We start from the raw sequence: 13,780 nt of genomic DNA on the forward strand, positions 1-13,780 counted from the left end.
CCCCGAACACGGCGACGCACGCGAACGCAGGAGCAGAGTGATGGCGACCGGCCCCGACACCGCAGCACTGCGGCAGGTGATCCAGGACCAGCTGAAGCTGTCCCGCCGTCTCAAGGACCGCGTGGCCGAGCTGGAGGCCCGCACCCACGCCCCCGTGGCCGTGGTCGGCACCGCGATGCGGCTGCCCGGCGGGATCGACACCCCCGAGGCGTACCGGACCTTCCTGTACGCCCCCGACCCCGACAGCCGGGCCCTCGGCCCGATCCCCGAGGACCGCACCGGCCTGCGGTCCGTCTACCACCCGGAGCGCGGCAAGGAGGGCCACTCCTACGTGGACCGCGCCGGGTTCCTCGACGACATCGCCTCCTTCGACGCGGCGTTCTTCGGGATCTCGCAGCGCGAGGCCGAGACCATGGACCCGCAGCAGCGCATGCTGCTCGAAGTGGCCTGGGAGGCCCTGGAGCGCGGCGGCATCGCCGCCCGCCGCCAGGACCGGATGCCGATCGGCGTGTTCGTCGGCGTCATGGCCTCCGAGTACGGCCGCAGGTTCGTCCACGACGGCGACTACACCCGCATCGACCCGTACCACAGCACCAGCAGCGGCCACTGCTTCGTCGCCGGCCGGATCAGCTACGCGCTGGGCCTCTCCGGCCCGGCGACCAGCGTCGACACCGCCTGCTCCTCCTCCCTGGTGGCGGTCCACCAGGCGGTACGGGCGCTGCGCGGCGGCGAGTGCGACTACGCGCTCGCCGGCGGCGCCAACCTGATCCTCGGCGCCGACCTCATGGTCTCCCTGTGCCAGGGCGAGGCCCTCTCGCCCGGCGGCAGGTCCCGGAGCTTCCTCGCCGACGCCGACGGCTACGGCCGTGGCGAGGGCGTCGGCATGGTCGCCCTGATGCGGCTCGACGACGCCCTCGCGCAGGGCCACCCGGTCCTCGCGGTCGTCCGCGGCAGCGCCGTCAACCACGACGGGGCCTCCTCCGGTTTCACCGTGCCGAGCGGCCCCGCCCAGCAGGAGGTGATCCGCGCGGCCCTGGCCGACGCCCGGGTCGCCCCCGGCGCGGTCGGCTACATCGAGGCGCACGGCACCGGCACCGCCCTCGGCGACCCCATCGAGGTCGGCGCCCTGGACGCCGTCCTCGGCACCGGCGCGGGGGAGCGGACGGCCCCCGTCGCCCTCGGCAGCGTCAAGGCGCGGCTCGGGCACCTGGAGGCCGCGGCCGGCATCGCCGGCGTCCTGAAGCTGGTCCTCATGCTCGGCGACGGCACCGTCCCGGCGGGCGCCCAGCCCGGCGACGGACGGCTCAACCCGCTCATCCCCTGGGACCGGATCGCCCTCAACGTGCCCCGGGAGACGGCGCCCTGGGCAGGCGCCCCCGAGGAGCGCACGGCCGGCATCAGCGCCTTCGGTCTCTCCGGGACCAACGCGCACGCCGTGCTCTCCTCGTACCGCCCGGCGCCCGCCGCCCCCGCCGACGTACCGGCGGACCACCCGGAGCTGCTCACCCTGTCCGCCAAGGACCCCCGGGCGCTCGCCGAGCTGTCCGGGCGGGTGCAGGAGGCGCTGACGGGACTCGACGCCGCCGGTGTCGCCTCCCTCTGCCACACCCTGCGCGCCGGCCGCGTCCACTTCGGCCACCGGCTGGCCGTCGTCGGCACCGACGCGGCCGCCCTCGCCGACGCCCTCGCCGACGGACAGCCGGCGGACGGGGTGCGCTCCGCCGACCGCGTCGTCCTGGAGACCGGCGCCGACACCGCCGCCCTGGACGGCGCGCTGACCGAACTGGCCCGCCACTTCCCCGGACTGGGCGAGGCGACCGGCAAGGAGGGCACGCCCGCCGCCCGGCTGCGGGCCGTCCTGACGCTCCTCGGCGTCAAGACGACCCTCGCCGGCGGCGACACGGGCGCCCCGGGCGCCCGGATCACGGCCGGCGGACAGAGCCTGACCCTCGTGGGCGCCACCCCCGAGGACGCGCCCCGCCTCCTCACCGAGGCGCTGGCCGCGCTCTACCGGGGCGGCGCGCCCCTGCGGCTCGACCGCCTCGGCGCCCCCGGCGCGGTGTTCACCGACGCGCCGACCTACCCCTTCCAGCGCAAGCGGTTCTGGATCGAGGAGACGGCCCCCGAGCCGTCGCACCCCGTGACGGTCGCGGTCACCCCGACGCGCACCGCGCCGCTCGACCGGGCCGAGATCGGCGCCTATCTGACGACCGAGCTCGCCGTCGTGCTCAAGGCGGACTGCGGCCTCGACCCCGACGTGCCGTTCTGCGACGTCGGCGGCGACTCCTTCACCGCGATGCTCCTCACCAAGAGCGTCGAGCAGCAGTACGGGGTGGACCTGCCCACCCTCGACTGCCCGGTGGAGATGCCGGTCGCCGATCTCCTCGACCACCTCAGCGACCAGGTGTGCGTCGCGATGGGGGTGGACAAGTGACCGTCGGCAGAAGCCCGTTCCTGCGGCCGCGGCCGGTCGACGACCCGGCGGTCCGGCTGATCGGCTTCCACCACGCGGGCGGATCGGCGGCCGTCTACTACCCCTTCGTCCGCCATCTGCCCGCCGACTGGGACCTGCTCCTGCTCGACCTGCCCGGCCGCGGCCGGCGGGCGACCGCCCCCCAACTGGACGAGATGGCCGAGGTGGTGGAGACCGTCGTCGCCGACGTCCTGCCGTGGGCGGACGACGACGCGCCGTTCGCCCTGTTCGGCCACAGCATGGGGGCCGTCGTGGCCCTGGAGACGGCCAGGGCCCTGGAGGCCCTGGGCCGCTACCCGGTGTGGACCGGGGTGTCGGGGCGCGTCGCGCCCCGGCACCCCGGTGTCGGGGCCGTACCCCTGCACACCCTCGACGACCCCGCGCTCCTCGACGTGATGCTGGAGCTGGGCGGCATGCCCGAAGGGGTCACCGAGGCCCCCGACTTCCTCGAACGGTTCCTGCGGACCGTCCGCGCGGACCTGAAGGCCGTCGACAACTACCGCCCCGCCCCGGGCCGTACGCCGCTGAACTCGCCCCTGACCGTGTTCGGCGGCACCCAGGACGCCTGGGCCCCCGCCTCAGCGATGCACATGTGGCGCCGCGAGACGGGGGCGAGGTTCTCCCAGAAGTTCTTCCCCGGAGGCCACTTCTACTTCCTGGACTCCGGCTTCCCGGCCCTCACGGACCAGGTGATCGGCCAGATCGAGACCTTCCTCGACCTGGCGGACGACGCCCAGGTCGCCTAGAGCCCGTCCGGCGGATCCCGGGCCCGTCCGACGGATCCCGGTCCAGTCCGGCAGATCCCGGGCCCGTTCGGCGGATCCCGGGCCTGACCGCCGGATCCCAGGCCGGTCCGGCGGAACACCACCGGCCCCGCCCCCGCGCCCGTCCGGCGCACCACGCAACACAGCAGTCACACCACACACGTTCGAGAACAGAGGGAGCACGCGGATGCGCTGGGACAACCTGTACGTCGCCGGACTCGGGGCCTACCTTCCGGAGCAGGTGGAGACCGTCGACGAGGCCATCGCCGCCGGCCGCTACAACGGGGCGGAGGCGGAGGCCAACGGCTTCCGCGCCGTCCGCGTGGCCCGCGCCGACGAGCCCGGCCCGGTCCAGGCCGCGCACGCCGGACGCCAGGCGGTGGAGCGGGCCGGGATACCGCACGAGCAGTACGACATCGTCCTGCACGGCTGCATGGGCCACCAGGGCCAGGACTTCTGGACCCCGGTCAACTACGTCCAGAACGAGACGGTCGGCGGCACCGGCCTCGCCGTCGAGATCCGGCAGGGATCCAACGGCGGCCTCGCCGGCCTGGAGCTCGCCGCCTCGCACCTCGCGAGCCGCCCCGCGCCCGCCGCGGCGCTCGTCACCACCGGCGACGCCTTCCGGCTGCCGTACTTCGACCGCTGGGGCTCCGACAGCCAGCAGGCCTACGGCGACGGCGCCGGCGCCGTCGTCCTCTCCAACCAGGGCGGTTTCGCCCGCCTCCGGTCCACCGCGACCTACACGGACTCCTCCCTGGAGCCCATCTACCGCGGCACGCAGGGCTGGACGGACGGCCCCTTCCTCGACGGCAAGCCGGTCGACCTGCACACCCGCAAGGCCGACTACCTCCTCAAGGAGGAGGGCGCCTACGACCGCGCCATCCAGCAGATGACGAAGAACGCCTCCCAGGTGCTCCAGGAGGCGCTCGACGACGCGGACATCAAGCTGTCCGACGCCCGGTTCTTCGTCCACGCGAACATCGCGAAGACGATCGTCCAGTTCTCGTTCTACTCGCTGCTCGGCGTCCAGCCGGAGACCACCACGTACGAATGGGGCCTCGACTACGGCCACATGGGCGCCGGCGACCAGCTCATCGGCATGAACCACGTCGCGGAGGCCAGGAACCCGCAGCCCGGCGACTTCCTCGTCACCATGGGCGTCGGCGTCGGCTTCATGTGGACCGTCGCCGTCCTGGAGTTCACCGAGGCGCCCGCCTGGTGACCCCGTATCACGCCCCCGGGTACTGATTCCAGAGGAACCGCAGACCCGCGTTGACCAGGAAGATCCCCGCGAACGCCGCCGCCCAGCCCTGCCTCCCCGAGGCGGCCAGGGCGGCGGCGCCGCTTCCGAACCACAGCGCCTCCAGGAGCACCCGGCCGCCGCCGTACACCGGATAGGTCGCCTTCGGCGAACCGAACAGCGCCCACACCGCGATCAGGGCGGCCGGCGCGCCGATCGCGAGGAGCGTCTTCAGCCACAACTTATCCGTCGTGCTGAGCGCCCACATGATGGACGCGGCGTACACCGAGAGCTCCAACAGGAACATGACCAGCATGTTGAAGGCCTTGAGGGACGAGAGCATGAGGGACTCCTAGGACGTGCGGGGGCGGGGGTTCCGCGCTGGTGGGCAGATCAGACCGTCAGGTCGGTACGGGACGTGAGGCGGGTCAGCCGCGGGTCGGAGCTGAGGATCGCCCGCTGCAACTCCTGGAGCCGCGGCGAGGGATCCACCCCCAGCTCCTCCACGAGGCAGCCGCGGAGCGCGGTGAACGCCTCCAGCGCCCGCCACTGCTGACCCGACCGGTAGAGCGCCGTCATGTACAGGGCGCAGAGGTTCTCGTGCATCGGGTGGCGAGCGGTCAGCACCGCCAGCTCGCTCAGCAGCGCGTGGTGCCGGCCCAGCGCCAGATCGGCCTCGACCCGGGACTCCACGACACACAGGTGGCTCTCCTCGAGCCGGGTGACCTCCACGCCGAGCCGCAGCCCGTGGTGCACGTCGACCAGCGCCCGGCCGCGCCACACCGCGAGCGCCTGGCGCAGCAGCCGGGAACCCGTCTCCCGGTCGCCGAGGTCGAGCGCGCGCCGCCCGGCGGCCGCGAGCCGCTCGAAGGCGTGGACGTCGACCTCCTCCGGCGTGATGTCCAGGAGGTAGCCGCCGTACCGGGTGGCGAGCACGTCCTTCGCGCGCAGCGGCCCGTCCGGCGGCAGCGCCGCCTCGATGCGCTTGCGCAGCTGGAGGATGTACGTCTGCAGCGTGGTCTGCGCGCTCCGCGGCGGCTCCAGGTCCCACAGCTCCTCCATGAGCGTGGGCACCGGCACGATCTGGCCGGCCTGCAGGGCAAGCAGCGCGAGGATCTGGCGGGGCTTCCCCGCGGTCGGCAGGAGCGCGACCCCGTTCTCCGATGCCTCGAAGGACCCCAGGACCTTGATGTCCATGCAGCTTCACCCCTCCACTACTCGCCAGCTCTCATGGTGGTACCGAGTCTGGTCCGCCCGCCTGCCGGGCGACAGTGCCCAGGTCACCGGCCTCCCATGAACTCCGAACGTGCCGATCCATGAGAAATGCACGGGCCCGTACGGGGCACGGGGCAGGGCCCGGTCGGGGCCCGGGGCGAAGCGCTGGACGCGAGTGCGAGTGCCGCTCAAGCGCCGCCGCCGACGATCTGTCCGTACCCGTGGGGGGAACAGGCCCGGCGGCACGCGTGAGGAGACGACATTGACCACGGTATCCAGCCCGGCGGTGCGCGAAACCCGCAAGTCTCCGCTGGAGACACTGCGCGCGCTGCGCGCCGACGGCACGCTCGCCGCCGACTACCCGTCCGTCGCCCCCCTCCTGGCCGCCATGGTGTCCGGCGGGGCGGAATCCGACCTCCGGCGGGCCGGCAACCTCCTCGTCCAACTCGACCGGCAGTCCGTCCTCGCGGCCCGCCCCGAGACCGAGACCGCGGTCGTCGCCCTCACCGGACACTCCACGATCGGGGGCGTACGCGCCCCGCTGACCGCCGAGTTCGCGCGCCACGGCGTCCTGGTCGAGAACCGGCTCGGCGACTTCGACTCGTACCTCCGCGACCTGCGCGACCCGACGAGCGCCCTGCACGCCCCGGACGTCGACCTCGCCCTGTGGATCCTCGACCCGCAGACCCTCGTCGACGAGATGGGCACGCCATGGCGAGCCGACGACCTCGTCCGGACCGCCGAGCGCAAGCTCGCCCAGATCGGGAGCCTCGCCACCGCCTTCACCCGGAACAGCACGGCCGCGCTCGTCCTCAACACCGTGCCGCTGCCCCGGAGCGTCACCCACCAGCTCATCGACCACGAGTCCCGCGCCCGCGCCGGCATCGCCTGGCGCGACTTCAACAGCGGACTCCTGCGCCTCGCCCTCGGCAACCCGCGGATCCACGTCGTCGACCTCGACCCGATCGTCGCCGCCGGCGTCCCGCTCGACGAGCCCCGCATGGCCGCCTACGCCAAGGCCAGCCTCGGCGACGACCTGCTCGCCGGCTATGCCCGGGAGGTCGCCCACCTCTCCCGAATGCTGCGCGGCCGGACGAAGAAGGTCCTCGTCGTCGACGCCGACAACACCCTCTGGGACGGGATCCTCGGCGACGACGGCCCGGACGGCATCGCCGCCGCCACCACCTTCCGCGGCGAGGCCTTCGGCACCTTCCAGCGAGCCGTCCAGCAGATCGGCTCCCAGGGCATCCTGCTCGCGATCAGCAGCAAGAACGACCATGAGCCGGTCGTCCAGGTCCTCAAGGACCACCCCGACATGGTGCTGCGCGAGCGCGACTTCGCCCGCGTCAACGCCAACTGGCAGCCGAAGGACGCCAATCTGCGGGACATCGCCGAGAAGCTCAACCTCGGCATCGACAGCTTCGTCTTCGCCGACGACTCGCCCTTCGAGTGCGGCCTCGTCGCCGACAGCCTCCCGCAGGTCGCCATCGTCCGCCTCGACGAAGAGCCCGCCCTGCACATCGAGAAGCTGCTCGCCGACGGATGGTTCGACACGGCCCGCCTCACCGACGAGGACCGGGCCAGGGCCGCCCTCTACCGCACGGAGAGCGAGCGCGCCGAACTCCAGGAGAACTCCGGCTCCCTGGAGGAGTACCTCCAAGGCCTCGGCGTCCGCGTCCGGCTCACCTGGGCCGCCGCCGGAGACATCGACCGCGTCGCCCAACTCTCGCTGCGCGCGAACCAGTTCAACCTGACCACGGTCCGCCTCGGCGTCGAGGACGTGACCGCCCGGGCCGGCGACCCGGACCACCTCGTCCTCACGATCCGCTCGGGCGACCGATTCGGCGACAACGGAGTCGTCGGAGCCGTCTTCGCCCGCAGCGCCGCCGACGGCACGGAACTCCACGTCGACAACATGCTGCTCTCCTGCCGGGTCTTCGCCCGCGGCATCGAGCAGGCCACCGTCGCCGCCCTCCTCGCCCACGCCAGGGCCACCGGCGTCCGCACGGTGCACGCGAGCTACCGGCCGACCGCCAAGAACAGGAACGTCCGGGACTTCTGGCCCTCCATGGGCTTCGCCTCCACGTCGACGACGGACGACGGACTCCGCTTCCGCCACGACCTGGCGGACCTCCCCGCCGTCCCCGCCCACATCCTGCTCGACTCCTCCCTGGAAGGCACCGCGTCATGACCAAAGAGGACTTCATCCACCTGGTGCGCGACGAACTCGACCTGCCCCTCGGCGTCGACGACCTCTCCGCGGACTTCGACCACGTCGTGAGCTGGGACTCGATGCACATGCTGCGCCTCGTCACCGCCGTCGAGCGCGAGACCGGCACCCGCGTCCCCGTCGGCAGGCTCCTCGCCGACCGCAGCCTCGGGGCCATATACGAGCGCGTCAGCGCCGCGTGACGCACCCCGCGACCGACCGCGCGCCGCACCCCGCGACCGACCGCGCGCCGCACCGCGCGACCGACCGCGCGCCGCACCGCGCGACCGACCGCTCGACCCAGTGCGTGACCCACCGCCCGACCCAGTGCGTGACCCACCGCGTGAACCGTCGCGCGGACCGCCGAGGAACCAAGAAGAAACAGGAGAGAACATGAGTATCGACGCCCGGGAAACCGCTCGGGACACCCGGCTCGCGTCGCCCGAGGCGCCGGTCCGACCGTCCCCCGTCACCCCCAAGGCCCCGGCCGCCGGCAAGCGCGGACTCGTCCTCGCCGTCGTCGCCGTCGCCCAGCTCGTCTGTGTGCTCGACTCGACCATCGCCAACGTGATGCTGCCCCAGCTCCGCGCCGACCTCGGTCTCAGCACCTCGGGTCTGCAGTGGGTGATGAACATCTACATCCTGCTGTTCGGCGGCCTGATGCTCCTCGGCGGCCGGCTCACCGACGTCTTCCCCCGCCGCACCATGCTCGTCACCGGCATCGGCCTCTTCACCCTCGGCTCCCTCGCCGCGGCCACCGCCGACAGCGGCGGCATGCTGCTGGCAGGCCGCGGCATCCAGGGCATCGGCGCCGCCGTGCTCTCCCCGGCCGCGCTCTCCATCCTCGTCACGACCTACCCGGAGCCCGGTGAGCGGGCCAAGGCCCTCGGCATCTGGGGCACCGTCATGGGCGTCGGCGCCAGCCTCGGCACCCTGCTCGGCGGCGCGATCACCGACATCAACTGGCGCTGGGCCTTCCTCATCAACCTCCCCATCGGCCTGCTGCTGATCGCCGCCGCGTACGCCTACGTCCCGAAGATCGCCCGCACCGGCAGCCGCCCGCCGGCCGACGTCCTCGGCGGCATCACCGGCACCATCGGCCTGCTCGCCCTGGTCTTCGGCATCGTCACCGCCGGCGAGGACGGCTGGACCGACCCGATCGCCACCGGCGCCCTCGCCGCCGCCGTGGTCCTGCTCACCGTCTTCGTACGGGTCGAGAGCAAGGCGAAGGCCCCGCTGCTGCCCCTCGGCCTGCTGCGCCGCCGCTCCGTCGCCACCGGCACCATCGCCCAGCTGATCACCGCCGGCCTGATGCTGCCCTCGTTCTTCATGCTCCCGCAGTACATGCAGCTCGGCCTCGGCTACAGCCCGATGGAGGTCGGCCTCGCGTACATCCCGACCTGCCTCGCCATGCTCGTCGTCTCCGGCGCCGTCCCGGTCCTCATCGCCAAGTTCGGCCCCCGCGTCCCGTACGTCATCGGCACCGCCATGCTCGCCGTGATGCTGGTCCTGATGCTCGGCGCCGAGACCACCAGCAGCTACTGGGCGCTCCTGCTCCCCGTCACCGCCCTGCTCGGCGTCGGCCTGGTCCTGTGCGTGATGACCGCCCCGGTCGTCGGCACCGCGGACGCCTCGGACGCGGACGCCGGCACCACCTCGGCCGTCCTCAACGCCTCCTCCGAGATCGGCGGCGCCCTCGCCCTCGCGATCACCGCCACCGTCGTCGGCTCCCGCCTCACCGAGCTCACCGCCCAGGGTGTCGGCACCGCCCAGGCCTTCACCGAGGCCCTCCAGCGCGGCTTCCTGGTCATGTTCCTCTGGGTCGCCGCCAACGTGGTCATCGGCCTCTTCGGATTCGCCGGCCGCCCGGCGACCGAGGCCGCGCCGAAGTCCTGACCAGTGCCGCCGGGCGGACCCCCACCCGCCCGGCGGCCCCCACCCTCCTCCGTGCCCGCCCCCACCGGGCCGAGGAGGTCCCCAGCCCGCTCTCTCCGCGCAGAGAGGCAGACAGATGCTGCAGCAACGCCACCGGTCCGTCGCACGGTCCGCAGTCCAGCACCCCACCTCCCGGCCCGCCGTCACCGCCACCCCGGACACCACCGCCCCCGCCGCCGGCCCCGCCACCTCCGGCGGACCCGTCGCCCTCCTCGTCGGAGCGGCGGCACCCCACCGGCACCCGAGCGAGGCAGCCGCCAACTCCACCCTCCTGGAGGCCTGGTCGAGCGGGGTACGCACCTGGGTCCTCGACCGCGCGGAGCTGCTCGCGGCCCGCGGCCCCGAGGCCCGGACCCTCTCCGACGAGTCGACCGGCCTCGCCGGCGTCCACCCCGACGCCTGCGTCGCCTGGGCCCGCGACCGGCACGCCGCCGGCCACCGCTTCGACCTCGTCCTCGGACTGCGCGAGGACGTCCAGCTCGCGGTCGCCGACCTCGCTGCCGCACTGCACCTGCCCGGCAACCACCCGGACGCCGTCCGCCGCGTCCAGGACCCCGGCGCCCGGCTCACGGCCCTCGCCGCCGGCGGCTTCCTCGTCGACCAGGACCGCGACCGGACCCCCGAGGGCACCGCGCTCAGCGCCGTCGGCGCCTTCGTCTCCGGCCGGCCCCACGTCTTCCTCCTCGCCGCGCCCGCCAAGGACGGCTGGGCCCCCGTCACCGGGCTGCCCCACACCCACCAGGCCCTCGCCGCCGAGGCGGCCGCGGCCGTCCTCCACCTCGGACTCTGCTTCGGCGTCTTCCGGGTGGACCTGCGCGTCACCGACCGGGGCATCGCCGTCTCGGACGTCCGCCTCACCCTCGAAGCCCCCGGCCTCCAGGCCCACCTGGCCCGGACGCTGCCCTGCGTCGAGCTCTTCAACCTCGTGTACGACGACGCCCTGGGCCGCACCGCGGCCCTCCCCGCGACGCCCCTCGCCCCGGCCGCCAAGCCGCCCGCCCCCTCGACGGTGCCTCCGTTCGTCCTCCTCGCGGGCGAGCCCGAGGGAGCGGCGGAGGAGCCCCACATATGCCGCGGCACCGACTGAGACCCGGAGATCCCGAATGACCACCGAGCTCGTCCAGCTGCTCACTCCCGAGGGCCGCCGGGTCCACCATCCCGAGTACGCCGTCGACCCCAGCGCGGCGGAACTCCGCGGCCTCCACCGCGACATGGTGCTGGCCCGCCGCCTCGACGCCGAGGCCGTCACCCTGCAGCGCCAGGGCGAACTGGCCCTCTGGCCCTCACTGCTCGGCCAGGAGGCGGCGCAGATCGGCTCCGCCCGCGCCCTGCGGCCCAAGGACCACGCCTTCCCCAGCTACCGCGAACACGGTGTGGCCCTGGTCAGGAACCTCGACCCGGCCCACCTCCTCTCGCTCTTCCGCGGCGCGAGCAACGGCAGCTGGGACCCGGCGGAGAACAACTTTCACCTCTACACCCTCGTCATCGGCTCGCAGGCGCTGCACGCCACCGGCTACGCGATGGGCGTCGCCAAGGACGGCGCCGACACCGCCGTCATCGGCTACTTCGGCGACGGCGCCTCCAGCCAGGGCGACGTGGCGGAGGCCTTCACCTTCGGCGCGGTCTACGACGCCCCGATCGTCTTCTTCTGCCAGAACAACCAGTGGGCCATCTCCGAGCCCACCGAACGCCAGACGCGCGTCCCGCTCTACCGGCGCGCCGCCGGCTTCGGCTTCCCCGGCGTCCGCGTCGACGGCAACGACGTCCTCGCGTGCCTGGCCGTCACCCGCGCCGCCCTCGACCACGTACGGACCGGCTCCGGGCCGATGCTCGTCGAGGCGTTCACGTACCGCATGGGCGCCCACACCACCTCCGACGACCCGACGAAGTACCGCGACGAGGCCGAGGTCGAGGAGTGGCGGGCCAAGGATCCGATCCTGCGGCTCCGCCGGCTGCTTGAGCGCGAGGGCCACGCCGACGAGGACTGGTTCGCCGCCCTCGACGAGGAGGCGGAGACGCTCGGACGGCGCGTCCGCGAGATCGTCAGGACGATGCCCGACCCCGACCCGTCGGTGATGTTCGAGAACGTGTACGCGGACGGGCACGCGCTCGTCGACGAGGAACGTGCCCGGTTCGCCGCCTACCAGGAGTCCTTCGCGGACGCCGGACGGAGCAACTAGTCATGGTCACGAAGAGTCTTCCCCTCGCGAAGGCGCTCAACGAGGCCCTCCGCGCCGCACTGGAGTCCGACCCCAAGGTCCTCCTCATGGGCGAGGACATCGGCAAGCTCGGCGGTGTCTTCCGCGTCACCGACGGCCTGCAGAAGGACTTCGGCGAGAGCCGCGTCATGGACTCGCCGCTCGCCGAGTCCGGCATCGTCGGCACCGCGATCGGCCTGGCCCTGCGCGGCTACCGGCCGGTCGTGGAGATCCAGTTCGACGGCTTCGTCTTCCCCGCGTACGACCAGATCGTCACGCAGCTCGCGAAGATGCCCGCCCGCTCGCAGGGCAAGGTGCGCCTGCCCGTCGTCATCCGCATCCCGTACGGCGGCGGCATCGGCGCGGTCGAGCACCACTCCGAGTCCCCCGAGGCGCTCTTCGCGCACGTCGCGGGCCTGAAGATCGTGTCGCCCTCGACACCGTCCGACGCGTACTGGATGCTCCGGCAGGCCATCGAGTCCGACGACCCGGTCATCTTCTTCGAGCCCAAGCGCCGCTACTGGGACAAGGGTGAGGTCGACACGGAGGCGGTTCCCGGCGAGCTCCACAAGGCGCAGGTCGCCCGCGAGGGCACGGACCTCACCCTCGCCGCCTACGGCCCGATGGTGAAGACCTGCCTCCAGGCCGCCGTCGCGGCCGAGGAGGAGGGCAGGTCGATCGAGGTCGTGGACCTCCGCTCGGTCTCCCCGATCGACTTCGACACGATCCAGGCCTCGGTCGAGAAGACCGGCCGCCTCGTCGTCGTCCACGAGGCCCCCGTCTTCTTCGGCTCGGGCGCGGAGATCGCCGCCCGGATCACCGAGCGCTGCTTCCATCACCTGGAGGCCCCCGTCCTGCGGGTCGGCGGCTACCACGCGCCGTACCCGCCGGCGCGCCTGGAGGAGGAGTACCTGCCGGGCCTCGACCGCGTACTCGACGCCGTAGACCGCTCGCTGGCGTACTAGGAATTCCGGCGTACTAGGAAATAAGGAATCATGGCGATTCGCGAATTCAGGATGCCCGACGTGGGGGAGGGGCTCACCGAGGCCGACATCCTCACCTGGTACGTCAAGCCCGGCGACCCCGTCGTCGACGGGCAGGTCGTGTGCGAGATCGAGACGGCGAAGGCGGCGGTGGAACTCCCCGTCCCCTTCGACGGGGTCGTACGGGAGATCGGCTTCCCCGAGGGCGCGACGGTCGACGTCGGCGCCGTGATCATCTCGGTCGACACGGCGGGCGCGGCAGGCCCGCAGGACCGGGCCGTGGCAGCGGCACCGGTCGTCACGGCCGCCGCCGTCGGTGTCACCGCCGACGCGCCGGCCCGGACGGAACGCCGGCCCGTCCTGGTCGGCTACGGCGTCGTGGAGTCCTCCGGGAAGCGCCGCCCCCGTAAGACCGCCAACGGCACGGCCCCCGGCAGCCGCGGGCCCGCCGCCGGCCCGCGCCCGCTGGCCAAGCCGCCGGTGCGCAAGCTGGCCAAGGACCTCGGGGTCGACCTGACGGCCGTCCGCCCCTCCGGCGGCGGAGGCACGATCACGCGCGCCGACGTGCACGCCGCCGCCGTGGTCGACATCGGCACCCGGGAGATCGTGGAGCGACCGGTCCCGACTCCGGTCCCGACTCCGGTCCCGACTCCGTCCCCGGCCGCGGCGACCGACGCCCGGGAGACCCGTACCCCCGTCAAGGGTGTGCGGAAGGCGACGGCGGCGGCGATGGTGGGTTCGGCGTTCACCGCGCCGCACG

The 13,780-nt window shown here is 73.3% G+C and carries 11 protein-coding genes and 1 pseudogene; 10 read left to right on the forward strand and 2 right to left on the reverse strand.

Annotated elements, in window-relative coordinates:
- The first annotated feature begins 40 nt into the window (after window positions 1–40).
- The 3 genes from IE124_RS03595 to IE124_RS03605 all read left to right on the forward strand — a co-directional run bounded on the left by IE124_RS03595 (window position 41) and on the right by IE124_RS03605 (window position 4,462).
- Entirely contained in the window at window positions 41–2,434 is a 2,394-nt protein-coding gene (locus IE124_RS03595) for a type I polyketide synthase (protein WP_189504641.1), read from the forward strand.
- On the forward strand, window positions 2,431–3,219 hold the full coding sequence (locus tag IE124_RS03600; RefSeq protein WP_189504643.1) for a thioesterase II family protein: 789 nt from the start codon (window positions 2,431–2,433) through the stop codon (window positions 3,217–3,219). Before IE124_RS03595 ends, IE124_RS03600 begins: the two co-directional genes overlap by 4 nt.
- Before the next feature lie 205 nt (window positions 3,220–3,424).
- Window positions 3,425–4,462, forward strand: a complete 1,038-nt coding sequence (locus IE124_RS03605) for a ketoacyl-ACP synthase III family protein (protein ID WP_189504645.1) — start codon at window positions 3,425–3,427, stop codon at window positions 4,460–4,462.
- Between the two features lie 7 nt (window positions 4,463–4,469).
- Here IE124_RS03605 and IE124_RS03610 read toward each other — a convergent pair whose 3' ends face one another.
- Both IE124_RS03610 and IE124_RS03615 read right to left on the reverse strand, forming a co-directional pair.
- Entirely contained in the window at window positions 4,470–4,823 is a 354-nt protein-coding gene (locus IE124_RS03610) for a YrdB family protein (RefSeq protein WP_189504647.1), read from the reverse strand.
- Between the two features lie 50 nt (window positions 4,824–4,873).
- The gene (locus IE124_RS03615) at window positions 4,874–5,677 is read right to left on the reverse strand and encodes an AfsR/SARP family transcriptional regulator (protein WP_189504649.1); all 804 of its coding nucleotides are present in this window, start codon (window positions 5,675–5,677) and stop codon (window positions 4,874–4,876) included.
- 280 nt (window positions 5,678–5,957) lie between these two features.
- On the opposite strand from IE124_RS03615, the gene IE124_RS03620 reads away from it, so the two are divergent.
- The 7 genes and pseudogenes from IE124_RS03620 to IE124_RS03650 form a co-directional block, all read left to right on the forward strand.
- Window positions 5,958–7,886, forward strand: coding sequence for an HAD-IIIC family phosphatase (locus IE124_RS03620; protein WP_189504651.1), 1,929 nt, complete (start codon window positions 5,958–5,960; stop codon window positions 7,884–7,886).
- Window positions 7,883–8,107, forward strand: coding sequence for a phosphopantetheine-binding protein (locus IE124_RS03625; RefSeq protein ID WP_189504653.1), 225 nt, complete (start codon window positions 7,883–7,885; stop codon window positions 8,105–8,107). Before IE124_RS03620 ends, IE124_RS03625 begins: the two co-directional genes overlap by 4 nt.
- A gap of 190 nt (window positions 8,108–8,297) precedes the next feature.
- A complete protein-coding gene (locus IE124_RS03630) occupies window positions 8,298–9,800 on the forward strand; it encodes an MFS transporter (protein WP_189504655.1) in 1,503 nt (500 codons plus the stop codon).
- Window positions 9,801–9,915: 115 nt separating this feature from the next.
- Window positions 9,916–10,926, forward strand: coding sequence for a hypothetical protein (locus IE124_RS03635; RefSeq protein ID WP_189504658.1), 1,011 nt, complete (start codon window positions 9,916–9,918; stop codon window positions 10,924–10,926).
- Window positions 10,927–10,951: 25 nt separating this feature from the next.
- A pseudogene (gene pdhA, locus IE124_RS03640) lies at window positions 10,952–12,019 on the forward strand (pyruvate dehydrogenase (acetyl-transferring) E1 component subunit alpha); the annotation flags it as partial.
- Window positions 12,020–12,021: 2 nt separating this feature from the next.
- Window positions 12,022–13,002: an alpha-ketoacid dehydrogenase subunit beta gene (locus tag IE124_RS03645; protein WP_189504662.1), complete on the forward strand. Its 981-nt coding sequence runs from the start codon at window positions 12,022–12,024 to the stop codon at window positions 13,000–13,002.
- A 30-nt stretch (window positions 13,003–13,032) separates the two neighbouring features.
- Window positions 13,033–13,780: biotin/lipoyl-containing protein (locus tag IE124_RS03650; RefSeq protein WP_189504664.1), on the forward strand; the 748-nt coding region annotated here is incomplete at its 3' end.

The organism is Streptomyces narbonensis, assembly GCF_014649015.1.
Taxonomy (GTDB): Bacteria; Actinomycetota; Actinomycetes; order Streptomycetales; family Streptomycetaceae; genus Streptomyces; species Streptomyces narbonensis.